Below are 23,932 nucleotides of genomic sequence, written 5' to 3' on the forward strand. Positions count from 1 at the left end.
CTAGAAACCTCGGCGTTGAATCGCCTGGTCTTGGGCTAGGCCCGGTGGGGTGTAGGGCACAAAGGGCACACCGGTGCCGCGGAAGTTGAAGTCGTTGAGCTTCACCCGCACCCCGCCGATGCCTTGATAGGGGCTGTAGTACACGGCCAATTCGTAGGCACGCCGCTGCCAGCGCAGCTCCACATAGGAATCCACCACATCACCGAAGAATTCGGAATTGGGATCGCTGTTCACCCCGATGCCACCACTCAGGATCAGGGGCCCGACTAATTGCTGGGTCAGCCCGAGGCCGATGGTGCTCAGGTCCACGATGCGGTCGAAGCTGAAGGGGCTGACGCCCTGACGCAGGGTGCCGCCGCCGGTCACGGTGACCTGGGTGTAGTCGAAGAAGTTCTTTTGCAGGTGGCCCAGGGTGAGGGTGGGTCCGCCGCTGATGCTGAAGGCCTGCTGACTGGTGCCATCGCCGTAGTAGGCGAGGTTCATGTTCAGGTTGGTGTTGATGGCCAGGCCAGGCACGATCGGCGTGGGGCTGAAGCGGGTGGCCAGCTCCGTACCGGGATTGCGTGGTTTGCCGCTCCAGAGGGGCAGGCGGCTGTTGATGGAGCCGTAAACGTTGGCCCGCCACAGCTCCGCCAGATTCACGGTCTTGAACTCAGTGCCCTGGAAGTTGCCGAAGCCAGCGCGCCAGAACAGCTTGTTGGTGATCTTGCCCAGGTTGGGCAGATCGCGCGTTTGCTCCAGTGAAGCCCCTAGGGCCGAGTAAACGTCTTGCTCGCCAAGGGAGCCGTTCCAGACCCGATAGCGATAGGCGGCAAAGCCACGGGCGGTGGTGCGTCCGATCCATGGCAATCGGAAGGAGCGGCTGATATCCCCCCAGCTGCGGGTGCCATTGGCGAAGTTGCTCGGATCAAACGTGGAGAAATCACCCACCACGTCGATGTTGAGCCCGAGCACGCGCGTGTCGAAACGCGCTAGCAGGCCGAAGAGATCCCCAATGCGAGTGGGCTGACTCTTCGGTGAGCTGCCGATCGGCTTGCCCGGCAACACATAGCTGCTGGTGGTGCCATCGAGGGCGCGGCGCACCATGAACTGCGGTTGCAGGTTGAGGGTGCCGCGCTTGCCTACCTCCAGCGGCTTGAGGTTGTAGCCGAGGTAGAAGCCATCGCGGTCTTCTGAATCCACCGCCATCACCCAGCGGTTTTCCACCTCGCGGTCTTTCTCGAAGCGCTGGTTGCGTTGCAGCGGAATGGGTAGGCGATCTTCCAGGATCAGTTGATTGCTCTTGGCCTGAAGCACTAAATCGCCATTGGGCTCCTGGCGTGCCACCACACCGCTGGCATCCACCCACGACTGGGCCGGTGTGTAGGGGTCGTTGGTGAAGGCGGCTCGATCGGCTTGCCAGCCGTTCGGCGTCACGGTGAGCCGGTTGGCCTGGATGCGCCAGCGGCTGATCATGCCGCTCACGAATTTGCGGTTTTCCTTGGTGGTGAGGGGATTGAGCTGCCAGGGCCGCACGCTTCCGTACGTCACCTCGCGGCCGCTGATGTTGACGTCGTCGCCAGCGTTGCCCGCTTGCCGCCGCACCGTGAGGCTCTGCTGGAACTGCAGGTTGCTCACCCGTTGATCCACCGCGGCTGCAATGGCTTTGCGACGCAGTGCCTCCTGCTGACCAGGGCTGAGCGCGTTGGAGTTGCTCGCAGCATCGGGTACCTCAGCAGGTGTTCCTGTGGCTTGTTCGGCTGAACCGAGTGCCACCTGATTGAGCTGCTCGCTGAGTGGTTTGGGTTGCGGTTGCCCGCCGCCCGGGCAGCCATCCGGTGGCTCCATCGCCACGCTGAACCGCGGCGGTGGGCTGCTGCCGAAGCGGTAGCGCATGCCCACCAGGTAGGCATTGCTGCCTTCACTCACGCCGCTGTAGGTGCCGTAGGCGCCGGAGCGGTGGTGGATGCGGCCCACAATCGACCATTCCGGCTTGATCAGCGCTTCCACCTCGAAGCCGAGGTAGTTGAGGAAGGTGGTGTAGTTCTCGCGGAACGTCTTCTCGTAGTTGCTGACGTTGGTGTTGAGGCTGACGCCTTCAAAGAAGGCCAGGCTCAGCCACGGCTGCAGCCAGGCGCGCACACCGAAGCTCCAGGTGAATTCGCCGAAGGTTTGGGCGGGGGTGTTGGCGTAGGGAACGTCTTGGTTGAATTCACCGCCCTGCTGCTCATAGGCGTGGTGCAGCAGAGCGTTGGAATCGAATTCCAAGGCCAGGGGGCCGGCGCGCAGCAGCCGCTTGTTCAGGCCCACCCCCCAGAGGTATTCCGGCCGCATCCGGCCATTGAACAGAAAGGTGTCGCCGAAGTTGGCGTCGATCATCTGGCCGCCCCACACGGTCGCCGCCCAGGGGTAAGGGCGCCAGTTGGGCACGGGCGGCAGCGGCGGCGGGCAGGCCATCGTCTGCGCCTGAGGCGAGAGGGCCACCGGTGGCATCTCCCAGTCGTCGGCCGGTAGGCGCTCCGGGGTTCCGGCGGGGACGCCGATCGCTTCGCTACCGCCGCTCAGAGGTGAGGTCTCCAGGGCCTCACCCACCGTGGCGTCGGCGTCCGGGAGCTCGGCGACCCCGAAGCTCACATCACCGTTGAAGGGCGCCACGGGTGTCGCCCAATAGCTGAGCGGCAGGAGCGGGGCGCTAGGCGGCTGGCTGGGGTTGAGGTCGAGGGCGGCGCTATCGAGATCGAGGACGCCGTACACCTCATCGATCTCGCCGCTGTTCTCGATCAGGCTGTAGCGGAGCTTGCTGGCCTGGAGATATTGGTTGCCGCGTTGAAAGCGAACCCGGCCGCTGGCGAAAATGGTGCGGGTGGCGCTTTCGTATTCCAGGCGATCCGCCAGCAGGCGGCCTCCCGCCAGGATCACTTTCACATTGCCCGTGGCCACAAATCGGTTGGCCAGCAGGTCAAACCCCTGATCGTCGGCGCTCAGCTCGATCTCGATCGGTGGCCGCTGAGCCGGTGTGGCCTCAATCAGTCCAGATGGGCCCCCCTCCGAGGCCGGAGCAGCAGGGCTGGGTGCAGTCGTGGGCTGTTCCGCTGCAACAGCGTGACCGCCCATCGCGATCGATGCCGATCCCAGCACCGCAATCAAACGGCGGACGCGTTGCGGGACAGGCACCGAAGGGAATTAAGAGGGCGTGATCCTGACACGCCTGGGGCGGGAACGCCGATCAGGCTTCGGGCAGAGGATCACTCCTCCAGGTCTTTGCGGCTGGGGGTGCGGCTGGGATCGCTGGCCAGGAAGCCGAACACGAAGATCCCGATGAAAAAGAAGACGACGGAGTAAACCGAGATCTTGAGGGCGAGCATTGGTTCTGTCCGGCGGTGACAGGGAGTGACGGGCGCCAGGTGGGCCCTGAATGACCCTGCGGCAGCGGCATCATCCTATGGGTCGTGATCGCGTAGACCGATGCCGGAGGGGCCAGAGCGCGCTGTTCGCTCCTGGATTGAAACGTTTCAGGGGCAATCGCGGCTGGATCTCAGGCCCCTCTGGCGCCGCTGCACCCCTGCTGGCGCTGGCGATCTGGCCTTGCTGGATCCCTGGGGAGCGCGTCATCGCCCCGATTGGCATGCCCGCGGCCTGCTGATCTGGCCCCGCGGTGGCCGGTGGCTGGAGCTGCAGCTGGAGCTGGTGTGTCCCGTGGCCTGGCAGCAACGGCAGCAGGGGGATCGCCTGGCGCGTCTGGTGCTGCGTTGGTGGGCCGATGCGGTGGACCTGCGGGTGAACGGGGAGAGGGTGCATCAGGGGGATCTCTTCGATACCGCCTGCCGCTGGCCCCTCCCCGCTGCCTGGTGGAACGGCGAGCCCCTGCAGCTACAGCTGCGCCTGCGCTCCCCCCTCCACGACGACGGTGCGCTGATCACCAGTGCCGTGGAGCAGGAGCCCTTGGATTCAGCCGATCCCAGTGGGGTGCTGGCAGGGCCGCGGCTGGCCCTGGCGGCGCAGCGTCTGCCGGCTGAGGCCCAGCCGGCTTTGCTGAAACAGCTGGATGCGCTTGATCCAGCTGATCCCACCAGCGCAGCGGTGCTGGAGCCTTGGCTGAGGCAGCAGGAGCAGTTGCAGCCGCCTGGCCCTGTGCAGGTGTTGGGCCACGCCCATCTGGATCTGGCCTGGCTGTGGCCGGTGGCCGACACCTGGCAGGCCGCTGTGCGCACCTTTGAATCAGCGCTCTCCTTGATGGAGTGCTTCCCGGAGCTCCACTTCGCCCACTCCACCCCGGCGCTCTACGCCTGGATTGAGCAGCACCGCCCGGCTCTGTTTGCGCGGCTGCGGGCGGCGATGCAAGCCGGGCGCTTCGAGCCGATCAATGGCCCCTGGGTGGAGAGCGATTGCGTGCTGATCGGCACCGCTTCCCTGCAGCAGCAGTTTGCCCTTGGCCAGGCCTACAGCCGCTCCCGTTTCCCCGAGTTGACACACAACCTCTGTTGGCTGCCCGACAGCTTTGGCTTCAGTGCAGGACTGCCCGCCGTGGCCCGCAGTACCGGAGTGGAGTGGTTCTGCACCCACAAGCTCGCCTGGAACAGCGGCCAACCGTTCCCCCACCGCCTGTTCCGCTGGCGCAGCCGCTGCGGCAGTGAACTGCTGGCCCTGGCTACGGCTCCGATCGGCACCGACGGTGACCCCCTAGCGATTGAGGCCTACAGCCGCGCTTGGCAAGGCGCCACGGGCGTGGATCAGGCCCTCTGGCTCCCGGGTGTGGGCGATCACGGCGGCGGTCCCACTGCAGAGATGCTCGAGCAGTTGCAGCTGTGGCAGAACCAACCGTTGGCCTGCCCGCAGACCCATGGCAGCCTGCGCCAGTACCTGGCTGGGCTCGAGCCGTTGGCGGCGCAGCTGCCGGTGTGGCGCGATGAGCTCTATCTCGAGTTGCACCGCGGTTGTGCCACGAGCCGGCCCGATCAGAAGCGCCATAACCGCAGCCTGGAGCGGCTGTTGCGGGAGGCGGATCTGGCCCAGGCCCTTCAACACGTATTGGCTCCGGGCGCACCCCCGCCAGCCCCGGCTGACTGGAAGCCGTTGCTGTTCCAGCAGTTTCACGACATCCTCCCGGGCACCTCGATCCCGGAGGTGTTTGAGCAGGCCGAACCCCAGTGGCGTGCTGCGCGCCGCCAGGCCCGCCGCTGTCGTGATGCGGCCTGGCAGGCCCTGTTGCCGCCGCACCGCAACGGCTGGTGGTTGGTGCAAGGGCAGTTGCAAAGCGCGGGGCCATGCACCCTGCGGCTGCCGGCGGGCTCCTGGCGACAGCTCCCTAGCCAGGCAGCGCTCCCCCAGCAGTCAGCACCCGGTGGTGGCACTTGGGTGCAGATCAACCTGCCCGCCGGTGTGGCGGCGGTGCCGCTGCAACGCGCTGCGCTGGAGGCGCACTCCGAGGTGGTTGCGCTCCAGCATCCGGTTGTGTTGCAGGCCGTGGATCAAACCCTGCAGCTCAGCAATGGCCTTGTGCGGGCGGCGTTCGGCCCGACCGGGCTCGAGCAGCTGTGGGGGGCGGACGGCGTGGCCCAGTTGGCGGAGCCAGCGGCTTGGTGCCGCTGGCGTGATCACGGAGAGTTCTGGGATGCCTGGGATCTTGCGGTCGACTACCGCCAGCACCCCTTGCCGCTGCAGTGGCAGAGCGGCCCTGATGTGGCGGAGCAGGGGCCGCTCTGTACACGGCTGGTGTGGCGTGGCCGCTGCGGCAGCAGCCGCCTGCGGCTGGACGTGCAACTGCGGGCGGCATCGCCATGGTTGGAGCTCACGCTGCAGGTGGATTGGTGCCAGCGCCATGAGCTGCTGCGGCTGGAGTTGCCCCTGGCGCAAGCCGCCTGCCGCTACGCCGCCGATACCTCGGGCGGCGTGATCGAGCGCCCGGCTGCGCCGGTGAATGGCCGTGAGCAGGCGCGCTGGGAGGTGCCTGCCATCAGTTGGCTGGCCTCCCAGCGCGCGGCAGGTGGCGGTTTGGCGGTGCTGCTGGATGGGCCCCAGGGGGTGTCGGCGGATACGGATCGCCTTGGGGTGTCGTTGCTGCGGGCGCCCACGTGGCCGGATCCCTCCGCCGATCAGGGGCGGCAACGGTTGCGTTTGGCCCTGATGCCCTGTGCCCAGGGCTGGCGCCAGCAAGCGGTGCCCCTGGCGGCGCAACGGTTCCGCGAGCCGCTCTGGATTCGCCCCGCAGCTGGTGCTGGTGCTCCCGAGGGTTGGCCGGCCCTGGATCTGGGTTCAACGGCGCTGCAGCTGGTACAGCTGCAGCCGCACGCTCAGCCCGGCACAGCCCGGCTCACCGTGCAAAACCTCAGCCCGCAGCGCCAACAGCTGCGCTGGCCTCAAGGGTGGATCGCTCGCCGCGAATCAGGGGAGGCGTCCGTTGATCTCCAAGCGGGGGATCAACTGTTGCCCTGGCAGCTCGGCCACTGGCAGATCTGGTGTGCGGGAGGCGACCCTCAGTCGTCGTGATCGTCGAAGGGATCGGTGAGACCTTTGGACGGCGGGCCAAAGGCTTGGTAAATCCCGAAGCCGGTCAGGCCCAGCAGCACGGCCAACACGGCCAGTGCCACGGACATGGCTGGGGACGACGTTTCCATCACAACTCTCGACAGGCACAGCCGCGGCGGCTGCCGCGGCCCTTACAGTAACGAGACTGACCCTTGCCAGAGAGCAAAGCCCGTCATGGCTCAACGCACCCGCCTGGGAGATCTGCTGCGTCCCCTCAACTCCGAGTACGGCAAGGTTGTTCCCGGTTGGGGCACCACCCCGGTGATGGGTGTGTTCATGGCCCTGTTCCTGGTGTTTCTGCTGGTGATCCTTCAGCTGTACAACAAGTCACTGCTGCTCGACGGCATCACCGTCAACTGGAACGGCGTCGGCTGATCGGATGAACGTCTTCGGAGTCGGACTGCCGGAGTTGGCGGTCATCGCGGCCATCGGTTTACTGGTGTTCGGCCCGAAGCGCTTGCCCGAGTTGGGCAAAACCCTTGGACGCACCCTGAAGGGCTTTCAGAGTGCGTCCAGCGAATTTGAGAAGGAATTCCGCAAAGCGGTCGATACGGTGGATGCCGAAGTCAGCGTCACCAGTTCCTTGCCCGCTAAGAAGCCAGAGGCTGCTGAAGCTGCTCCTGAGCCCTCTTCAGAGGCGTGAGCTGAGCCTCTGAGCGTTCATGGCTGGTTCGAGCAGCACCGCCCCACTGCAGTTGCTGGTAGGGCTCGGCAATCCCGGCGACAAATACGCCGGCACTCGCCACAACGTGGGGTTCATGGCGCTCGAGCGCCTCGCCGCCGAGGCGGGCGGCAGTTTTAAGCAGCAGAACAAGCTGCATGGCTTGCTGGCCGAGGTCGGCGTTGGCGCACAGCGCCTGCGCCTGTTGATGCCCCAGACCTTCATGAACGACAGCGGTCGCTCGATCCGTGCCGCTCTCGATTGGTTTGGCCTGGATCCGGTGCAGATTTTGGTGTTGGTCGACGACATGGATCTGCCGTTGGGCCGCCTGCGCTTGCGCACCAGCGGCGGCGCCGGCGGTCATAACGGCCTGCGCAGCACCATTGCCCATCTCGGCGGGCAGGAGTTCCCTCGGCTGCGCATCGGCATCGGTGCGCCGGCCCTCAATCCCGTCGAGCGCAAGCAGCGCACGGTGGGGCATGTGCTGGGCCGTTTTGACGCCGCTGAGCAGCCGGTGCTCGATCAGGTGCTCGCGGAGGTGCTGGCCGGTGTCGATCTGATTCAGCGGTTGGGATTTGAGCGGGCCGGTAACCGATTGAACGGGTTTGTGGCGCCGGCTGCCGCCAAGCTGGCGGAAGCACCGCTGGGCTGAGGAGCGCCGTTGTGAGTCGCTTACCCACCACCACGGCTCAGCTGCGGGTCCTGCAGCAGAGCTTCAGCCAGCGTCTGCTGGAAGGAGAGGTGAGTGCGGGCGGCTTCCAGTGGACGTTCAGTTGGTTTTTTGATCGCGGCGAGTTGCTGGTGGAGCCATCTCTGGGCCGCGCCCTGATCCACGATGCGCTGTTGCGCTTTCTGCTCAAGGCCGACTACCAGCTTGAGCCGGGTGGGGACTACGCCTTCACCGTGCGGGCCAAGTTTTAGAGCGCGATTCAACGGTTGAGCAGCTCAAGGTCTCGGCTGCGGCTCAGCGCCCGGCCAAGCTGGCGCTCAATCAGCAGTTGGGCCACCACATCGTCCACATCCCGGGGGGGCAGGCGCAGGCCGGGGGGGAGCCATCGCCGCCAGCCGCGGGCTGGCTCCAGCTGCCAGTAGCGCTCCCGAGCAGCGAGGGTGGTGCCCGCCTCAGGGATCAACTGCACCCGCAGCTGATGGGTGCGGAGCCACTGCTGCCAGGGCCGGCTGCCGGTGCCATCTCCCAGCAGCACGGTTGTGCAGCCAGGGCTTTGCGCCCACTCCAACAGCAGTGCTTGGCAGCGCTCGGGCGGTAGAACGCCGGCGGCTTTCACCTGCAGCGTTTCCGTGTCGGCCAGCACCAGGCCGCATTTGCTCAGGCCTGGATCGATGGCGGCGAGATGGTTCACCGCGCGACCGCCCGCAGTTCAACGGCCACCGGATCCACCAGATCGCTGTTGCGCAGCGAGATCGCCTGCAGTTGCACCACCTGGCCGGCGGGTCGGTTGGTGAGCGAAGCCGTGAGTTGATTCACGCTGGCTGCATCGAACTGAAGGCCGCTGGCCAAGCTGCCGGCCCGCTGCACGGTGTTGTAGGCCGCGGCGAGCAGCAGATTGAGGCGGCTACGCACCTGCTCTGGGCTGCGTTCATCGCCTTCCAGCACGGTGGTGGCCAACTGTTCCCCCGCTTTCACCACCTGCTTGTTGCGGCGCACATCGGGGAAGGCCACCACCTGGCGTTCGCCCTTGAGCACATTGGCGGCGGAGATCAGGCTCACGACCCAATCGCCTCGTTTGCTGAGGATGCCCTCGAGCTTGGTGATGTCACTGCGGGGGACCAACAGCATCTGCCGGTTGGGGGGCTGCCCGGGCAGCACCCGCTGGAACACGTTGATGTTGGTTTGGCGTAGCAGCGCTTCGATCACCACCTTGGCCTGATCAGGGCTTTGGATCCGCACCTTGGCGATCTCCAGCGGTTGGCCGCTGCTGATCACCACATCACCGCGCCGCAGGGCGATCAGGTTGGTTTCCAGCTGCTGTAGCTCTTTGGCCGAGGCGCTGATCCGCGTGTTCAGCCGTGCCAGCTCCTCGCGGTTGCGGCGGATATCGGCATCTTTGGTGCCGATTTCGCGGCTGAGCTGATCGCGTTCCTGCTCCAGTTGCCGGCGTTGTTGCAGCAGGGGGGCCAGCTCCTTGCGCAGGGAAGCGGCCTGGGCTTCGACCATGCCGAGCTGGCTGCGGGCTTCCTGGCGGCCCTGCTCGGCGGCATTCAGCTCGCTCTGGCTGCGCTCAAGGGCCTCACGGCCTTCGCGGAGGCGCCGCTCCAATTGGTCGAGCTCAAACAGTCCGGTGCGCAGCCGATCGCTCACCAGCAGCATCAGGCCAAGCGAGATGGCGCTGATCAGGCTGCCGGTGAGCACCGTGATCACCACGGCCGTACGACGCGGCCGCATCCCGAGCAGGCTGAGGCGCGCCTTGCCCACCTTGGAACCAAGCCGATCGCCGAGGGTGGAGAGCACTCCACCCAGCAACAGCAGCGCCAGGATCAACAGCCAGCCCGACACAACCTTGCGCGACGACGCTCAGTATCGGTGGACAGCGCTCAGCTGAATCGCTTAGCCAGGGCAAGCGGATCAAACACCGTGATCTTTTTGCGGTCGATCTGCACGAGGCCCGCGTTGCGTAGATCCCCAAGCAGGCGGGTGATCGTCACCCGGGTGGATCCGATCGCTTCGGCGATCGCCTGGTGGGAGAGGCGCAGATCAATCGTGATCCCTTCGCTGGTGGGCACCCCGAAATCACGGCAAAGCACCAGCAGAAAGCTCACCAGTCGCGACGACATGTCGCGGTGGGTGAGGGTTTCGATCATGGTTTCGGTCTGCAGGATGCGTGAGGAGAGGCCCTGCAGCATCAGCAGCCCCACGCTGGCGTCAAGCTCGATTGCCTTGCGCACCGAGGCGGCCGGGGCCGTGACCATCTCCACGCGGGTGAACGCCACAGCGTGATAGAAGCGATCCGAGCGCTGGCCGGTGAGCAGCGAGAGCACCCCGAACAGGCTGTTTTCCCGCAGCAGGGCCACGGTGATCTCCTCGCCCGACTCGTAAACGCGCGAGAGGCGAACGGCGCCGCGCCGCAGCAGGTACACCTTCTCGGCGGGATCGCCCGGGAAGAAGATGGTTTTGCCGCGCTCCACCGTTTCGGTGGTGCTGCCATTCAGGCCGCGGATCACATCCAACAGCGTGGCGTTGGAGGCAACGGGAGATCCCGCCACCGGGGTGAGCCCTGCGGCGCCGGTGGTCGGGCTTTGGGAGTAGCGGCTGAAGCCTGGTTGGGCGCCGACCATAACGGCGGGGCAATTTGAGGCGGACCCTACGGATCACCCCTGCGGGCTCTTGTAGTGATTGACACTATTTCGGGGCTTGCTCCAGCGCCTGCAGCTGACTATGCCGAAGTAGCTGCAGGCCTTCGTCGGCCAAATCGAGCAGCTGGTTGAGTTGCTGCCGTGAGAAGGGAGCTCCTTCGGCGGTGCCCTGCACCTCCAGCAGTTGCCCCTGGCTGTTCATCACCACGTTGAGGTCCACCTCGGCGCGGCTGTCCTCGCTGTAGTCGAGGTCGAGCAAGGCCTGGCTTCCCACCAGCCCCACCGACACCGCGGCCACTTGCTCCAGCATGGGGGTGCCGTTGAGAACGCCGCGGGCCTCAAGGCGCCGCAGCCCCAGGGCTAGGGCCGCCCAGGCCCCGGTGATCGATGCGCTGCGGGTGCCGGCATCGGCCTGCAGTACATCGCAGTCGATGTGGAGGCTGCGCTCGCCCAGGGCTTCGAGATCAAGGCAGGCCCGCAGGCTGCGGGCGATCAACCGCTGAATTTCCTGGGTGCGGCCTGAGAGCTTCATCAACTCCCGCGGCTGCCGGCTGGGGGTGCTGGCGGGGAGCAGGCGGTAGTCGGCGCTGAGCCAGCCCTTGCCGGATCCTTGGCGCCATTTCGGCACGTCCTCCTCGAGGCAAACGCTGCAGATCACCGCGGTGCGACCGGTGTGCACGGTGACGGAGCTCAGGGCAAAGCCCATCGGATCCCAGTCGAAGCGGGTCGGCCGCAGGTCGCTCGGGCTGCGGCCATCGCTGCGGGACGGGGCTGCGGGCATGGGTTGGGCCTGGATCTGCGTTGGCTCGATGGTACGGGTGTTTGCACTACAGGTAGTGGCTGATGCTTGCCCATCGGTTCGCCACCGCTACATTCAGGATTCAGCGCGGCGGCACAGCGGAGATGACGGCGAGCATTGCAGCCCTTCCCGGCAGTGGCTCCAGCGGCCCCTTTCGGCCTGGCCACCGGGCTGCCGGCGGTGGGCGTGCCGTCAGCTCGGCATCGTCTGTAGCTGGACGCAGCCTGCGGCTGGTGGCACAGCAGGAAGGCTTGCTGCAGGTGCACACCGCTCCCTTCCGCGGCAGTTTCAGCGGAGTGTTCAGTCAGGCCCTGCGCAGTGCCGGCCTCGGCAGCCGCGTGTTGATCAGCCAGTTCCTCAAAGGGGGTGTTGATCAAGGGCTGGAGCGCAGCGTCTGGCTGTGCGGACGGCTGCAGTGGCTGAGACCGGCCGTGGTCAGCTGCCTGGCGGAGCCGGCCGCAGCCGATCAGGCCGGTGCTGCGGATCGCGAGGCTGTGCGCGACGTATGGACCTTCACCCGCGAGCAGATGCTGGCGGGACAGCTGGATCAGCTGGTGCTCGATGAGCTGGGCCTGGCTGTCGAGCTCGGCTTTCTGGAGGACGCTGAGGTGCTGGCCGCCCTCGAGCAGCGCCCCTCCCACCTGGATGTGATCCTGACGGGGCCTTCCATGCCCAGCGCTCTACTGGCGATGGCGGATCAGGTCACGCAGCTGCGCCGAGGTTTCTGATGCTCAAGAACGACCGCTGGATCAACGAGCAGGCTGCGGCCGGCATGCTCGAGCCCTTCCAGCCCAAGCTGGTGCGCCACCTGGATCCGGATAACGGCGCCCAGCCGGTGCTGAGTTTTGGCTGCTCCTCCTATGGCTACGACCTGCGCCTCTCGCCCCAGGAATTTCTGATCTTCAAGCATGTGCCGGGCACGGTGATGAACCCCAAGCGGTTCAATCCGGCCAACCTCGAGCCGGCGCCTTTGCACCGCGACAACGACGGCGACTACTTCATCCTCCCGGCCCATTCCTATGGGCTCGGCGTGGCGCTGGAGAAGATGAAGGTGCCAGCCAACATCACAGTGATCTGTCTCGGCAAGAGCACCTATGCCCGGCTGGGAATCATCGTGAACACCACGCCAGCGGAAGCCAGCTGGGAAGGGCACCTCACCCTCGAGTTCAGCAACTCTTCGGGAGCTGATTGCCGCATCTATGCCAACGAAGGCATCTGCCAGCTGCTCTTCTTCGAAGGCGATCCCTGCGAAACCACCTACCAGGACCGCGCCGGTAAATACCAGCACCAGCCCGAGCGGGTCACCCTCGCCAAGGTTTAAGGCTCACGGTGCGAGCCGAGCCTTATGCAAACGGCTCTTCTCGTACCAGGCGGCGATCTCCGGCGCCCACGCCTGCATGTGCGGCCACATCAGATCGCAGAGCACCCGGATCTCCTCCTGGGCATCGAGCTTTGCCCGCAGATCCATGAAGTGCAGGAACGCCCGCAGCGAGAAGCTCACCACGAAGTGTTGGCGGTAGTCGAAGGGGAGGATGCCGCGGGCGTGCTCCTCGGCGAAGCCGGCCGCAAGCATGTCGCGGTAGCGCTCGGCAGCCAGCCGGCAGAGCTCGAGATCCTTGCTGCGCTCTTCAGCGGTGTAGGCGTATTTCTTGCCCTGGCGATCGCTGTAGTGGCCCTCGGGGCGCAGATAGAACACCTCCTCCAGCTCGAGCTCGCCGTTGGCGGCTCTGCAGATGCGATCTCCCGTGTAACGCATCGATTGCACATCGAAGCTCACCCCGACCCGGTGGGTTCGGGCCTGTTGCATCACCGAATGGGGGAACCAGCCCACATTGAGCACGATCTGAGCGTGCTCGAGCGGTCCGTAATGGCCCCGTTCACCGGACAGCAGGCGCTTCACGCAGATCTCGCCGGCTTTGCTTTCATCGGGCCATTCGGCGCGATCGGCGGCCACGAAGCCCTCGCTGTAGTCCTGGTGCATCGCGGCGTAGATGCACTGCTGCGGGTTGGGGGTGGCGGCGATCAGCTCAACCCGGAAGCGGTTCATGGGGAAGGTGCCGGCGCCCGCCGGACTGCGGTGGCTGCAGGGTAGGCGGGGTTGGCTGGATCAGCCGTGGCTGCGCGGACCAGCCATCGGGGTTGCCGCCAGGGTGGGTTGCAGGCTGCTCTGGCTGGCAAGGCCCGCCAGCTGCGGCAGCGGTGTCGCCGCGATCAGGGCTGTGGTGAGTGCTTCGAGCTCCGGTTTGCTGCGGGCCCCGAGGGCTCGGCCGATCGGTTCGCCGGAGGCATTGAACAGTTCCAGCTGGGGGATGCCGTTCACCTCATAACGATCTACCTCCGGCTGCCAGCGCGGGTTGTCGACATTGAGGAGCACCACGTCGAGTTCGCCATGGTGTTGCTGCTCGATCGTCTCCATCGCGGGTGCCATGGCTTGGCAGGCCTCACACCAGTCGGCATAGAACTCCACCAGGGTGGGGCGTCCGTCCCCCAGCGCTACCGAAAGATCGAGGGATTGGCGCGCCAGCTTCTCCAACGGTGCGGCGGGTTGGAGGCCGCCCCGCAGGGCGAACAGGGCCAGAGCCAAAACGGCGCCCAGGGCGGCCAGCAGCATGCGGGCTCGGCGTCCGAGCAACGGTTGGGCTGTGGAGTCGGGCGTCGGTGCGCTCACGGGGGGAGCCTGATCGGGTTGCCACAATCTGCCAGCTTTCTGAAGCTGGTTAGCCTGAGCGCCAGCGGGTGAGCCTGAGTGAAGCGCCGCATCACCCTGCATTTCCCCCGCGAAGCGGTGCACCAGCCGATTGCCTATCGGTTGGCGGTCGAGTTCGACATTGCCGCGAAGATCCTGCGGGCTCAGATCGCCCCGAATCAGAGCGGCACCATGGTGGTGGAGCTCTCCGGCGATATCGATGATCTCGCTGCGGCTGAGCACTGGCTGGAAAGCCAGGGGCTTGGCCTTAACCGCGCCTCCGGTCAGATCCAGGTGGATCCTGCGCGCTGCGTGGATTGCGGCATTTGCACCAGCGTTTGCCCCAGCGGTGCCCTGAGTAGCCACGCCCCCACTTGGCAGCTCCAGTTCGACGCGCAACGCTGCCTGGTGTGCGAACAATGCATTCCCACCTGCCCGTTTGAGGCGATTGCCCTGGTGCTGGAGCCATCCCCGTGAAAGCTGTGTTTGGTCTGCTGTTGCTGCCTGTGCGGGCACCGATGTTGTTGGTGCTGCTGTTGGTGAGTGGCTACATGGGGTTGCATTGGGCGGAGGTGGCGCCGCTGATGCTCAACCGCGCCGAGACCCCCCTCCAGCTGGAATTGGCGGGGCCGCTGTTCTGGCCCCTGCAATGTCTGCAGGCCCTGGTGGTGGTGCTGTTCTGCGCGATGCCTGATCTGCTGCTGCGGGAGTTGTCGCAGCTGATGGCCGCCAGCAAGGCCCTCACCTTGGTGGTGACGTTGCTGATCGTGATCACCGGTGGCCTGTACCTGCTGCACCTGGCCGTGTTGGCGGAGGTGCTGGTGTTGGCCTCATCGGTGTTGCTGGCGCGCCTGGATCTGAGCCGGCTGCGCGTTGCGCCGGCCCCCTGGATGGGGGCCATCGGCTTGAGCGTGTGGGTGCTGCTGGGCATCAGCCTCGGGGCGCTGGTGCATGAGCGGCTTGTGCCTGCGCTCGTTTAGGGCTCCATGCAGATCGCGGTGGGATCGCTCTGCAGCACCTGATAGCTCCAGCGGTTGCCCAGCACTTTTTTCACGTAGAGGCGGGTTTCGGGATAGGGGATCGCTTCGCTCCAGAGCTCCGGTTCCTGCTCGGGGTCTGGCAGGGCAGGGTTGAGCCAGCTGGCCACAGCACCGGGCCCGGCGTTGTAGCTGGCCACCGCGAGGAACGGCTGTTGCTCCCATTGCTCCAGCAAACGACGCAGGTAGCGGGCTCCGAGCTGGGCGTTCAGCCCTGGCGTCGGCAATTCGGCGGCACTCACCGGCCGGCCCGCCAGTTCGGCGGCCGTTTCGGGCATCAGTTGCAGCAGCCCGACCGCCCCCACCGGTGAGCTCACCCCTGGGCTGAACCTGGATTCCTGCCGCGCCACGCCCCAGAGCAGCTCCAGGTCCACTCCTTCTTGCTGGGCGGCCTGGCCCAGCTCCGCCTGGAACCGCCGCGGGTGCTGTTGCAACGCCCGTTGCCATTGCGCGCGGCAGCCCGGCTGCGGCAGCCGCAGGTTGGCGAAGTCCAGTTGGCCCAGGCCGGTCCAGTCGTCGCCGATGGCGGTGCGCAGGCGCCCTTCCAGCAGCAGTTGCATTGGGCCCTGGGGCCGGCGGCCCCCTTGTTGATGGCGCCAGCTCTCCCAGGCCTCGAGGGCTTGGCCGGTGCGCCACAGCTCATCGAGCCGATGGTTGCCGCTGGCGAGGGGGTGCCAGCTCAGCTCGGCGCTGGGGCCGGGTGGCATGGGTGCGGCGCCGGGCAGCGGTTGCTGGAGCCGCACCCTGGCCCGCCAGCTGTAGTACCCAACCGGTTGGGTGCGCAGCAGCGTCTGCCAGAGCTGTTTGGCCTGTTCGCTCTGGCCCGCTCGCTGGGCGAGATAGCCCTGCCAGAACAGCTGCCGCGCGGCCAGCACCGCCGGCAGCTTCCGGCTGGGGATCGCCTCCAGGATCTGGGTGGCCTCCGTCCACTGCCGCTGCAGCAGGGCCTTACGGGCCAGCTGCCACTGCAGCTCCCAGCTGGTCGGTTCCTGGGGCCAGCGCTGCAGCACCGGCTGCCAGGGGATGCGTTGCTCCAGGGCTAGCCGCGCCTGCACGGCCGGCCCCTGCCTCAGGCTGCTGGGCAGATGCTCTAGGCGCGCGAGCGCAGCAGCGCCGGGTTCTTCGGCCAGCAGCGCTGCCGCGTCTCGAGCCAGGGGGCTGTTGGGTTGCTGCTGGGCGAGTTGCAGCAGCAGAGCCTGACCCCGCTCCTGCTCGGCGCCGCTCCCCCGCAGCAGGCTGCGGCCCAGGCTCAGGGATAGCTCGGGTGAGGGTTGCTGTTGCCCCAGGCAGCGCTCGGCGGCCTCCAGTTGGCCCACCTGCAGCAAGCCGCTGCTCAGCAGCTGGCGCTGCTCGCTGTTGAGGCCTTGCTTTGGGTTCTCGCAGGCCCGCAGAAGTAGGTCTTCAGCCCCCGGCCAGCGGGCACCCCAGCGGGCCAGATGCAGGCTGTCGCCATCTTCCAGTGCTGCTGCCAGGGCCGCGGGGTGGGCGGGAAAGCGGCGAAGCAGCACGGTGCGTTGGCCCAGGGCATACAGCGCATCAGCGCTGGCGGGTTCCTGGGGAAAGCGGCGCAGCAGGCTGTGCCAGAGCGCCTGGGCCTGCTGCGGTTTGCCCTGGGCTTCTGCGTTCTGCGCGCCTTGTTTCAGCGCGACCGCCGCCAGCGGGCCGTTCCCCCAGCCTTGCCCCTGCAGCAGCTGCTGGCGCTCGGCGGGTGTGCGTTTGGGCTGGGCACTGAGCAGCAAGGCGGCATCACGGCGGCGCAGGGGATCAACGCTGCGGAAACGTGCGGCCTGCAGCGAAGCCGTGCTGCTGTTGGGGTTGAGGGGAGGAGCCAGCCGCACCAGGGCCTGCCGAGCTGCGGCCAGGGCGATGCCACTGCCGAGGCAGGTGGCGCCGATCAGCAGGGCGGCGGAGGGGCGCAGCTGGGGCAACGCGGAGCAACAAGTGTTGGCATTCTTGGGGAGATCTCATCCCCAGGCCATGGGCCGGCTGCGTCTGCCATCGCTTCCGCCGAGCCTCACGGTGCTGCCGGGGTGGCGGCAACGGCGGCGGGTGCTGCAGGTGTGGGCCCTGGCGGGTCTGCTGATGCTGCTGCGCCCCCTCTGGCCGCTGCAGCTGTTGCCCGGCTGGTTTGTGGGCGGCGTGCTGCTTTGGGCGGTGGTGGAGTTGCTGCTCTGGGCCTGGTGGCCGCGGCGTTGGCGCTGAGGCCTCCGCCTAGCCTGCAGGCCGCTTCAGGTGTGGTGGTGTGATGGCCGAATCGGCTGCGTTCTCCCTGGCTGCGTTCCCTCTGGGAACGCCTCTACCCCAGGGCACAGCCGCCTTCGGCACCGATGGCATCCGCGGCCGGGTGGGCACGCAGATCACCCCTGCCCTGGCCTTGCAGCTCGGCTATTGGTGCGGGCAGGTGCTGCCGCCGGGAGGGCCGATCCTTCTGGGCAGTGATTCGCGCAGCAGTGGCCCCATGCTGGTGGCAGCGCTCGCGGCCGGACTCACCGCTGCAGGCCGCGATGTGCTCGATCTGGGTCTCTGCCCCACTCCGGCGGTGCCCGGGGCGATCCGTCAGCTGGGCGGCAGCGGCGGGTTGATGGTGAGTGCCAGCCATAACCCCCCGCACGACAACGGCATCAAGGTGTTCGGCGCCTGCGGCGCCAAGCTGGGCAAGGAGCAACAGGCGGCGATCGAAGCGGGCCTGCACGGCGGCAGCGAGGTGAGCAGTGGCTTTCGCGCCACCGGTCGACTGCACCAGCGCCCCGACCTCCTCGAGGCCTACCAGCAGCGGTTGCTGGCGAGCGTGGAGGGTGCGCGCCTGGAGGGCTGCCGCATCGTGCTGGATCTCTGCTGGGGTTCGGCCACCAGCTGCGGTGAAGCACTGTTCCGCGCCCTCGGCGCTGATCTCACCGTGATTCATGGCCAGCCCGATGGCAGCCGCATCAATCAGGGCTGCGGCAGCACCCATCTCGAGCCCCTGCGCACGGTGGTGCTGGAGAAGGGTGCGGCGATGGGGTTCGCATTCGATGGTGATGCCGATCGCATGCTCGCCGTGGATGGCCGCGGCAGGGTGGTGGACGGCGATCAGATCCTCTATCTCTGGGGCCAGGCCCTGATGGCTGATGGCGTTTTGCCCGCGAACCGGATCGTGGCCACGGTGATGAGCAACCTGGGCTTTGAACGGGCGTGGCAGGCCTCAGGCGGGTTGCTGGAGCGCACGGCCGTGGGCGATCAATACGTGCACGCCGCCATGGAGGAGCTGGGGGCGGCCCTCGGCGGGGAGCAATCGGGCCATATCCTCTCGGCGCGCCATGGCATGAGCGGCGATGGCCTGCTCACCGCGCTGCAGGTGGCCAGCTTGATTCAGGCGCGGGGCGGTTCCCTCGCCGACTGGATGGACAGCAGCTTCCAGCCCTATCCCCAGAAGCTGGTGAATGTGACCGTGCCTGATAAGGCTCGCCGCACCGGTTGGCAGAGCTGCGCGCCACTCAGCGAAGCGGTGCAGCAGGCCGAGGCCGCGATGCATGGTTCAGGCCGCGTGCTGGTGCGGGCGAGCGGCACCGAACCGCTGTTGCGGGTGATGGTGGAAGCGGCCGAGCAGGCCGATGTGGATCATTGGAGCCAGCATCTGGCGGCTCTGGCCGATCAGTACCTCAACGCTGCTTGATCGCCGCCGCCGCGAGGCTGAGGGCACCACTGCAGGCATCGCCGGCCGGAGCCTGCAGTGTGGCCTCAGGCAGCCGCTGCCGCAGGGCTGTCTGAAAGGCGAGCTGGAGCTGCTGCAGATGCAGCAAGGCTCCGCCCACACCGCAGACAGCAGGTGCGGGCAGATCCAGCTGCTCGGCCACGCTCTGCACCATCGCCGCCAGGGCCTCGGCAGAGCGTGTGATCACCGCCTGGGCATGGCGCTCGCCGGCCAGGGCCAGCTCATTCAGCACCGGCGCCAGGCGGGCGAAGCCTGCCGCACCAAAGTCTGGGGCGACCACAGCCGCTTTCACCGCCTGGGCTGAGTCAGCGCCAAGGGCTTCCCACAGCGCCGCCCGCAGTGGTGTGTCTGAGACACGTCCATCCGCCATCTGCACACTCAAGGCCAGGCCATCGCGGCCGATATCCATGGCGGAGCCGGCCCCATCCAGCAGCCAGCCCCAGCCCCCGCAGCGCCTGATCTGCCCCTGGCCATCGCTGCCCGCGGCAATGCAGCCCGTGCCGCTGATCACCAGGATGCCGGCCCCTCCGCTGAAGGCGCCGGCCAGGGCTGTGCGCTCGTCGCCCACCACCACGGCCAGTTCAGGAGAGAGCTGCAAGCACTGGGCCGCCAGCGCGGTGCCTTGGTGTTGCACGGCGCTGCCCGCTTCGATGCCGCTGGCGCCGATCCCCGCAGCTGCCAGGGGTGTGTTCGCTTCCAGTTGCGCTGCGGCCAGGGCGGCCGTGAGACTGCCCTGCAGCGCCGCTGCAAACCGGCTATCGCCGCCTGTTGCGGCCAGGTGGGAAACCCCACCCCCCTGGCCTTCGCTGAGCACACGCCAGGCCCCGCTGGTCTCCAGCCGCGCCAGCCGGCAGGTGGTGTGCGTTTGGCCGGCATCGAAGCCGGCGATCAGCCGGGGCGGAGCCTCAGGCATCAGCGCGGGCTGCGGCGCTGCGGCTCACGCTCAGGGTGGCCAGGCAGAACCAGCCGGTGAGCTGCACCTCAGGGCGGAAAAAGATCGTGTCGGTGATGCCTTGCACGCACAGGCCTGCAATCGCGGCCAAGGCGGCCAGGGCCGGTAGGGCCCAGCTGGATTCGCCCTTGAGCTGGGCCCAGCCAGCGCGAATGCTGGCGGCTAGGAGGCCCAGCCCCGCCAGCAGGTTGGGGATGCCGCCCTCCACCAGCAGCTCCAGCGGCACGGAGTAGGCGCTGAGGGCGTTGAACTTGGGCTGTTGGTAGAGCGGATAGATCAGGTTGAAGGCGCTGTTGCCCGGCCCGATACCGAGCCAGGGCCGCTCCTGAATCATCTCGATGGCGGCCAGCCACACGTTGATGCGGAAGTTGTTGGAGCTGTCCTGGCGGCCTGCCACCAGGCTCATCACGCGGATCCGCAACGGTTCGATCTGGGTGACGGCCACCACCAGTGCGGCAGCGGCCGCTGCCACGAGCAGCAGCGGAAACAGGCGGCGCCAGAGGGTGGGCCAGTGGCGGGTCTGCCGCAACACCAGCAGCAGCATCACTGCACCCAAGGCGCCGAGCATGCCCAGCCAGCCGCCGCGGCTGTAGCTCAGGAACAGTGCAGCCGCGCCAACCAGCAGTGAAGCTGCGGCAAATAGCCGCTGCGGCCACGTGCGCCAGCGCAGCAGCGCCACCAGGGCGATGGGCAGGATCGGGATCAGATAGCCCGCCAGCAGGTTGGGATTTTCGAGTGGTCCGTACACGCGGATCGTGCCGTCGGCCACTGAATTCGGATCGGCCCAGCGGGCTAGTTCAGTGGTGTCGCCATAGAGCTGGCGGATCGCCAGCACCGCGCTCACCAATTCCCCCGCCAGCAGGGCGGCCACGATGCGGTTCCACCACTGCGGAGCACAGGCCAGCAGCTCACGCATCAGGGCATACACCCCCAGATAGCTGGTGAGCTTCAGCAGCCCTTTGAAGGCCGCCATTGGCACCGGTGAGAAGCCGGTGGCCAGCACCGCCACCCCCAGCATCACCAGCAGCCAGCCGCTGATGCCGCCGATTCGTCCGGCTGGAGTACACAGCGCCCAGAGCAGCCAGAGCAGTCCGGCCGAAAGGATCAACAGGCTCAGCCCGCCACGGGTGACGAGCGGCAGCCCGGCCATCAGTGCACAGAGCACGAGCCCGGCCAGCAGGCTGAAGCGTGAGCTGATCGGACCTGAGGCCGAACTGGCCAGCAGGCCTTGCCAGCGCAGCAGCCAGGGGGTGGACGGCACCGGGGCCAGGCTCATGCCGTGGGGACTGCGGAGTCGAGCGGATTATCGGTGGCTTCTAGCCATTGCTCCAGCACTGCCAGCTCCGGCAGCGGTGCTTCGTTGCGTTCATAGAGCACGCGATACACCGGCAGCCCTTGGTTGAGCACATAGGTTTCCCGCTCAGTGGGCACCGGCAGGGGGTTGCTCGCGCGCCAGGGTTTGGCGTCGATCGCGGGGCGGCTGAAGCACCCGCAGGCTTCGGTGAGCGCCACCATCGGATCGATCACGGCGGGCACATCGCTCTGGATGAAGAAGCGTTTGCCCGGGGCCAGGGCCGCGGCGATCGCCAGCAGCAGCGCTGGCTGCAGCACCCGCCGTTTGTGGTGCTTTTTCTTGAACCAAGGATCCGGAAACTGGATCGACACCAGATCAAGCTGGCCGGCTGGCAGCACCGCCAGCCACGCCTGCAGGCTCACATTGGCGTTGCAGAACAAGTAGTGCAGGTTGCCCAGAGCCAGGGCCTGGCGGTCGGCTTCGGCGGCCTGCACCAGCGGCCGGCGGATCTCCACGCCGAGGTGATTCAGCGCGGGTTGCTGTTGGGCCAGGGCGAGCAGGAAGCGGCCGCGGGCACAGCCGATATCCAGGTGGATCGGCTGGCTGGGATCGCTGAACAGCGCTGCCGGCGCGGGCAGTTCCAGCGGCAGCTGGAAGAAACGGCTGAGGGGATTGACGTGCTGGCGCACCATGCGGCTCAGGAGGCAGGGCGATCGGCGGGTTGTTGGTTGGGCACGAGGAAGCCCCAGCTCGCGGTGTAGCCGTGCAGGTGGGTAGCGCCCGCCACCGGCCCGATTTCGCCATTGCAGAAGGCGCCGGCCACCGGAACTCGTTCAAATTGTTCGCGGCAGGCGCTCACATCGCCATCGGGCTGGCCATACAGCCCCTCGCCCCGCCCCAGGCAGGCAAACAGCAAGGCCGCCAGTGGTTCGGGCTGCCGCCGGCGCTGGCTGCTGAGCAGTTGCCGTTGTTCCTGGCGGGAGGCGTTGGCATCGCGCAGCTGGAATTGCACCCGCTGCCCCACGCGCAAGCGTTCGCCCACGGCCACCGAGCCGGTGCGGGGATCCACGCCGATCAGGTTGCGCACCAGAAAGGCCGCATCGTCTGGGGTATCGCTGCTGCTGAGCTGAAAGCTGCTCTTCGCCACCCCCAGAAACAGCGAGTGGCGCACCAGTTCGCGTTCCTCTGGATTGAGGTCTTCGAGGATCGCCTGCAGGCAGGCCACGGGAGTGCCCCGGTGGTCGCCATCACTGAGCCGTTGCACCACATTGCGCTCGGCTTTCTCCACCTCAAACACCGGACCAATCGGCCGGCAGCCCTGGGCCACCACGGGTTCGAGCCGCCAGGCACCACCGATCAGACAGCCCACGGCGCCCTCCACCACCTGGTCGTTCAGCAGCAGAGAGCCGTGGCTGGCGCTGTGCTGGCCGGCGATGCCGCCCACCTTGGCCGCCTGGGGATAGGCGTAGTCCAGGCCACTGATCAGATCGTTGATCGCCGGGCAGCCGGGGTCGATGAAGAGCAGCATCGAATGGGCGGCATCGGGCTGGGCGCCCACCCAATCAACCCATTGCTGGCTGGGACCATCAAGATCCGGCAGGCCACCGGCTTCCAGGTGGAACAGCTGCAGCTCCGCCCCCGGTAGTTCAAACAGGCTCACGCTGATGCCGGGTTGATGCTCCAGCTCGTGGGGCTGGCCCTGGGCATCAGTGCCCACCACGCCACCGCCGGCGCAGCCGATCCAATGGCGGCTGGGGATGGCGGTGCGCAGCAGTGGCAACAGCCGCTGCAAATCGGTGGCGTAGGCGGTGGAGCAGAACACCAGCGCCAGATCCGCCTCGCCGCGTTGACCTGCGGCCCGGAGTTGTTGGCTCAGGTCGGCCACCGCCGCTTCCAAGGCAGGCTGATTGCTGAGGGCGGTGCAGCAGCGGGCCTGCCGGCGTGTGCGGCGCCGCAACAGCGGGCCGATCCTGGACTGCAGCGAATGGGGGAGGCGAAACGTCCGAGCCATGGCTGGACCCTACTGCTGCTGGCTGCAGCGTCAGGCCCGGGATAATGACGGCTTGCCGCCCCCCTCTGCGTGCCAGACCTGCTGCTCTATCGCACTCTTGTCTGGCTGGACTATCGCCTGGCTGCGGTGTTTGCCGTGGGGCTGCCGCTGGTGCTGCTCCTGTGGGCTGCCTGGAAGCGGGAGCAGGCCCTGGTGCGTTTGATGGGCATCTATTGGAAGGTGGCCAGCCTGCTGTTGATCACGGTGCTGCTGCTCACCGACAACAAGCCCCTTGGTTATCTCCTGGCGTTCCTGGCCCAGGGCCTGGTGGTGCTGAGCGTGTGGTTCTGGGTGGATCTCAATGAAGAGCTGGCGGATCTGCCCCCCTGGCGGCCGTTGCCCTTTGCGGTGCGTGCCTGGCGCTGGGGCCTAAGCGTGTTTGGGGTGCTGGGGGCTCTGCTCAGTGCACGCGCCCTGGACTGCGTGCGCGGCGGCGTCACCCGCCCGGTGTGTCGGGTGTGGCTGGAGGCGCCTGATGATCTGCACGGCGGCGCTGCCAGCTTCTTCAATTTCGTGTTCGGCGGCAGCTGGACCGGCACCATCGCGGCCTTTGTGGGCTACGTGGCTTTGGTGGCCTACGCGGTGGGTGCGTTGCAGTGGTTGCTGGTGCGGCTGCCGAAGCAGGGGCGGGTGGCCGGTGGTTTCTGAGCTGCTCGACCGCCTGGAGGAGATCAGCCGCAGCCGGCCTGATCGGGTGCTGCGCCTCACCGGTGACCTCCCGGGCGACAGCGGGATGGAGCCCTTTGAGCTGCTGATCTTCCGGGGCTTCTCGAGCAGCGTCAGCCATCCCACCGGCTTCGATCCCGATCAACCGGCTTTGCCCGAATCGGCACGGCTCGAGGCCGCCGAGCTGTTGCAGGGGCCGCTCAATCCCGCTGCAGAGCAGCGACTGGCGGGCCCGATGGAGCCTCAGTTGTTGCTGGATCCCGCGCGCTGGGGCTGATCC

General features: G+C 67.1%; 27 protein-coding genes. 13 read left to right on the forward strand and 14 right to left on the reverse strand.

The window, feature by feature from the left end:
* Positions 1 to 3,153, reverse strand: coding sequence for a DUF3769 domain-containing protein (locus CB0101_RS09790; protein ID WP_246833741.1), 3,153 nt, complete (start codon positions 3,151 to 3,153; stop codon positions 1 to 3).
* A gap of 71 nt (positions 3,154 to 3,224) precedes the next feature.
* Entirely contained in the window at positions 3,225 to 3,344 is a 120-nt protein-coding gene (locus CB0101_RS09795; RefSeq protein ID WP_010312075.1) for a photosystem II reaction center protein I, read from the reverse strand.
* Between the two features lie 100 nt (positions 3,345 to 3,444).
* On the opposite strand from CB0101_RS09795, the gene CB0101_RS09800 reads away from it, so the two are divergent.
* On the forward strand, positions 3,445 to 6,465 hold the full coding sequence (locus tag CB0101_RS09800; RefSeq protein WP_010312073.1) for an alpha-mannosidase: 3,021 nt from the start codon (positions 3,445 to 3,447) through the stop codon (positions 6,463 to 6,465).
* Here CB0101_RS09800 and psbN read toward each other — a convergent pair.
* Positions 6,453 to 6,593: a photosystem II reaction center protein PsbN gene (gene psbN / locus CB0101_RS09805; RefSeq protein ID WP_029553161.1), complete on the reverse strand. Its 141-nt coding sequence runs from the start codon at positions 6,591 to 6,593 to the stop codon at positions 6,453 to 6,455. The two genes, CB0101_RS09800 and psbN, sit on opposite strands and share 13 nt — an antisense overlap.
* 85 nt (positions 6,594 to 6,678) lie before the next feature.
* Between psbN and psbH the strand changes: the two genes are divergently transcribed.
* The 4 genes from psbH to CB0101_RS09825 are packed head-to-tail and all read left to right on the forward strand — an operon-like array spanning position 6,679 to position 8,086.
* Positions 6,679 to 6,879, forward strand: coding sequence for a photosystem II reaction center phosphoprotein PsbH (psbH, locus tag CB0101_RS09810; RefSeq protein WP_010312068.1), 201 nt, complete (start codon positions 6,679 to 6,681; stop codon positions 6,877 to 6,879).
* A gap of 4 nt (positions 6,880 to 6,883) precedes the next feature.
* Complete coding sequence (locus CB0101_RS09815) at positions 6,884 to 7,147, forward strand: TatA/E family twin arginine-targeting protein translocase (protein ID WP_010312066.1); 264 nt, start codon at positions 6,884 to 6,886, stop codon at positions 7,145 to 7,147.
* A gap of 19 nt (positions 7,148 to 7,166) precedes the next feature.
* Entirely contained in the window at positions 7,167 to 7,817 is a 651-nt protein-coding gene (gene pth / locus CB0101_RS09820) for an aminoacyl-tRNA hydrolase (protein ID WP_010312064.1), read from the forward strand.
* Between the two features lie 11 nt (positions 7,818 to 7,828).
* Positions 7,829 to 8,086 (forward strand): DUF3146 family protein, encoded by a 258-nt coding sequence (locus CB0101_RS09825; protein ID WP_010312062.1) that lies wholly within the window; start codon positions 7,829 to 7,831, stop codon positions 8,084 to 8,086.
* An 8-nt stretch (positions 8,087 to 8,094) separates the two neighbouring features.
* Here the strand turns inward: CB0101_RS09825 and CB0101_RS09830 are convergent, their stop codons facing one another.
* The 4 genes from CB0101_RS09830 to rph form a co-directional block, all read right to left on the reverse strand.
* Complete coding sequence (locus tag CB0101_RS09830; protein ID WP_010312060.1) at positions 8,095 to 8,526, reverse strand: polyamine oxidase; 432 nt, start codon at positions 8,524 to 8,526, stop codon at positions 8,095 to 8,097.
* Positions 8,523 to 9,680, reverse strand: a complete 1,158-nt coding sequence (locus CB0101_RS09835; protein ID WP_010312058.1) for a DUF3084 domain-containing protein — start codon at positions 9,678 to 9,680, stop codon at positions 8,523 to 8,525. Before CB0101_RS09835 ends, CB0101_RS09830 begins: the two co-directional genes overlap by 4 nt.
* 38 nt (positions 9,681 to 9,718) lie before the next feature.
* A complete protein-coding gene (ntcA, locus tag CB0101_RS09840) occupies positions 9,719 to 10,459 on the reverse strand; it encodes a global nitrogen regulator NtcA (protein ID WP_010312056.1) in 741 nt (246 codons plus the stop codon).
* 64 nt (positions 10,460 to 10,523) lie between these two features.
* Positions 10,524 to 11,258, reverse strand: a complete 735-nt coding sequence (gene rph, locus CB0101_RS09845) for a ribonuclease PH (protein ID WP_010312054.1) — start codon at positions 11,256 to 11,258, stop codon at positions 10,524 to 10,526.
* A 122-nt stretch (positions 11,259 to 11,380) separates the two neighbouring features.
* On the opposite strand from rph, the gene CB0101_RS09850 reads away from it, so the two are divergent.
* Both CB0101_RS09850 and dcd read left to right on the forward strand, forming a co-directional pair.
* Positions 11,381 to 12,004, forward strand: a complete 624-nt coding sequence (locus CB0101_RS09850; RefSeq protein ID WP_010312051.1) for a cob(I)yrinic acid a,c-diamide adenosyltransferase — start codon at positions 11,381 to 11,383, stop codon at positions 12,002 to 12,004.
* Positions 12,004 to 12,597: a dCTP deaminase gene (dcd, locus tag CB0101_RS09855; protein WP_010312049.1), complete on the forward strand. Its 594-nt coding sequence runs from the start codon at positions 12,004 to 12,006 to the stop codon at positions 12,595 to 12,597. The genes CB0101_RS09850 and dcd overlap by 1 nt, the downstream gene beginning before the upstream one ends.
* 3 nt (positions 12,598 to 12,600) lie before the next feature.
* Here dcd and thyX read toward each other — a convergent pair whose 3' ends face one another.
* The gene (gene thyX / locus CB0101_RS09860) at positions 12,601 to 13,323 is read right to left on the reverse strand and encodes an FAD-dependent thymidylate synthase (RefSeq protein WP_010312046.1); all 723 of its coding nucleotides are present in this window, start codon (positions 13,321 to 13,323) and stop codon (positions 12,601 to 12,603) included.
* A 60-nt stretch (positions 13,324 to 13,383) separates the two neighbouring features.
* Positions 13,384 to 13,887 (reverse strand): thioredoxin domain-containing protein, encoded by a 504-nt coding sequence (locus CB0101_RS09865; RefSeq protein ID WP_136644273.1) that lies wholly within the window; start codon positions 13,885 to 13,887, stop codon positions 13,384 to 13,386.
* 135 nt (positions 13,888 to 14,022) lie between these two features.
* Here CB0101_RS09865 and CB0101_RS09870 point away from each other — a divergent pair, with 135 nt between their 5' ends.
* Both CB0101_RS09870 and CB0101_RS09875 read left to right on the forward strand, forming a co-directional pair.
* Entirely contained in the window at positions 14,023 to 14,439 is a 417-nt protein-coding gene (locus tag CB0101_RS09870; RefSeq protein WP_010312041.1) for an NIL domain-containing protein, read from the forward strand.
* Complete coding sequence (locus tag CB0101_RS09875) at positions 14,436 to 14,942, forward strand: hypothetical protein (protein WP_010312039.1); 507 nt, start codon at positions 14,436 to 14,438, stop codon at positions 14,940 to 14,942. Before CB0101_RS09870 ends, CB0101_RS09875 begins: the two co-directional genes overlap by 4 nt.
* Here the strand turns inward: CB0101_RS09875 and CB0101_RS09880 are convergent.
* The gene (locus CB0101_RS09880; protein WP_010312037.1) at positions 14,939 to 16,927 is read right to left on the reverse strand and encodes a lytic transglycosylase domain-containing protein; all 1,989 of its coding nucleotides are present in this window, start codon (positions 16,925 to 16,927) and stop codon (positions 14,939 to 14,941) included. The genes CB0101_RS09875 and CB0101_RS09880 overlap by 4 nt on opposite strands.
* Positions 16,928 to 16,976: 49 nt before the next feature.
* Here CB0101_RS09880 and CB0101_RS09885 point away from each other — a divergent pair, with 49 nt between their 5' ends.
* Positions 16,977 to 17,201 (forward strand): hypothetical protein, encoded by a 225-nt coding sequence (locus tag CB0101_RS09885; protein WP_010312035.1) that lies wholly within the window; start codon positions 16,977 to 16,979, stop codon positions 17,199 to 17,201.
* A 43-nt stretch (positions 17,202 to 17,244) separates the two neighbouring features.
* Entirely contained in the window at positions 17,245 to 18,651 is a 1,407-nt protein-coding gene (gene glmM / locus CB0101_RS09890) for a phosphoglucosamine mutase (protein WP_029553158.1), read from the forward strand.
* Here glmM and CB0101_RS09895 read toward each other — a convergent pair.
* From CB0101_RS09895 to CB0101_RS09910, 4 genes are read right to left on the reverse strand one after another with little or no spacing between them, the layout of a single operon-like run.
* Positions 18,638 to 19,603: a BadF/BadG/BcrA/BcrD ATPase family protein gene (locus CB0101_RS09895; RefSeq protein ID WP_010312030.1), complete on the reverse strand. Its 966-nt coding sequence runs from the start codon at positions 19,601 to 19,603 to the stop codon at positions 18,638 to 18,640. The genes glmM and CB0101_RS09895 overlap by 14 nt on opposite strands.
* Positions 19,596 to 20,918 (reverse strand): IctB family putative bicarbonate transporter, encoded by a 1,323-nt coding sequence (locus CB0101_RS09900; protein ID WP_010312027.1) that lies wholly within the window; start codon positions 20,916 to 20,918, stop codon positions 19,596 to 19,598. The genes CB0101_RS09895 and CB0101_RS09900 overlap by 8 nt, the downstream gene beginning before the upstream one ends.
* On the reverse strand, positions 20,915 to 21,625 hold the full coding sequence (gene trmB / locus CB0101_RS09905) for a tRNA (guanosine(46)-N7)-methyltransferase TrmB (RefSeq protein WP_029553157.1): 711 nt from the start codon (positions 21,623 to 21,625) through the stop codon (positions 20,915 to 20,917). Before trmB ends, CB0101_RS09900 begins: the two co-directional genes overlap by 4 nt.
* Positions 21,626 to 21,633: 8 nt before the next feature.
* A complete protein-coding gene (locus CB0101_RS09910) occupies positions 21,634 to 22,947 on the reverse strand; it encodes an FIST N-terminal domain-containing protein (protein ID WP_010312023.1) in 1,314 nt (437 codons plus the stop codon).
* Between the two features lie 69 nt (positions 22,948 to 23,016).
* Between CB0101_RS09910 and CB0101_RS09915 the strand changes: the two genes are divergently transcribed.
* Together CB0101_RS09915 and CB0101_RS09920 are read left to right on the forward strand one after the other, a co-directional pair.
* The gene (locus CB0101_RS09915) at positions 23,017 to 23,634 is read left to right on the forward strand and encodes a DUF3177 family protein (RefSeq protein ID WP_010312021.1); all 618 of its coding nucleotides are present in this window, start codon (positions 23,017 to 23,019) and stop codon (positions 23,632 to 23,634) included.
* Positions 23,624 to 23,929: a hypothetical protein gene (locus tag CB0101_RS09920; RefSeq protein ID WP_010312019.1), complete on the forward strand. Its 306-nt coding sequence runs from the start codon at positions 23,624 to 23,626 to the stop codon at positions 23,927 to 23,929. The genes CB0101_RS09915 and CB0101_RS09920 overlap by 11 nt, the downstream gene beginning before the upstream one ends.
* Positions 23,930 to 23,932 lie beyond the last annotated feature (3 nt).

The sequence above is a fragment of the Synechococcus sp. CB0101 genome, assembly GCF_000179235.2.
Lineage (GTDB): Bacteria > Cyanobacteriota > Cyanobacteriia > PCC-6307 > Cyanobiaceae > Vulcanococcus.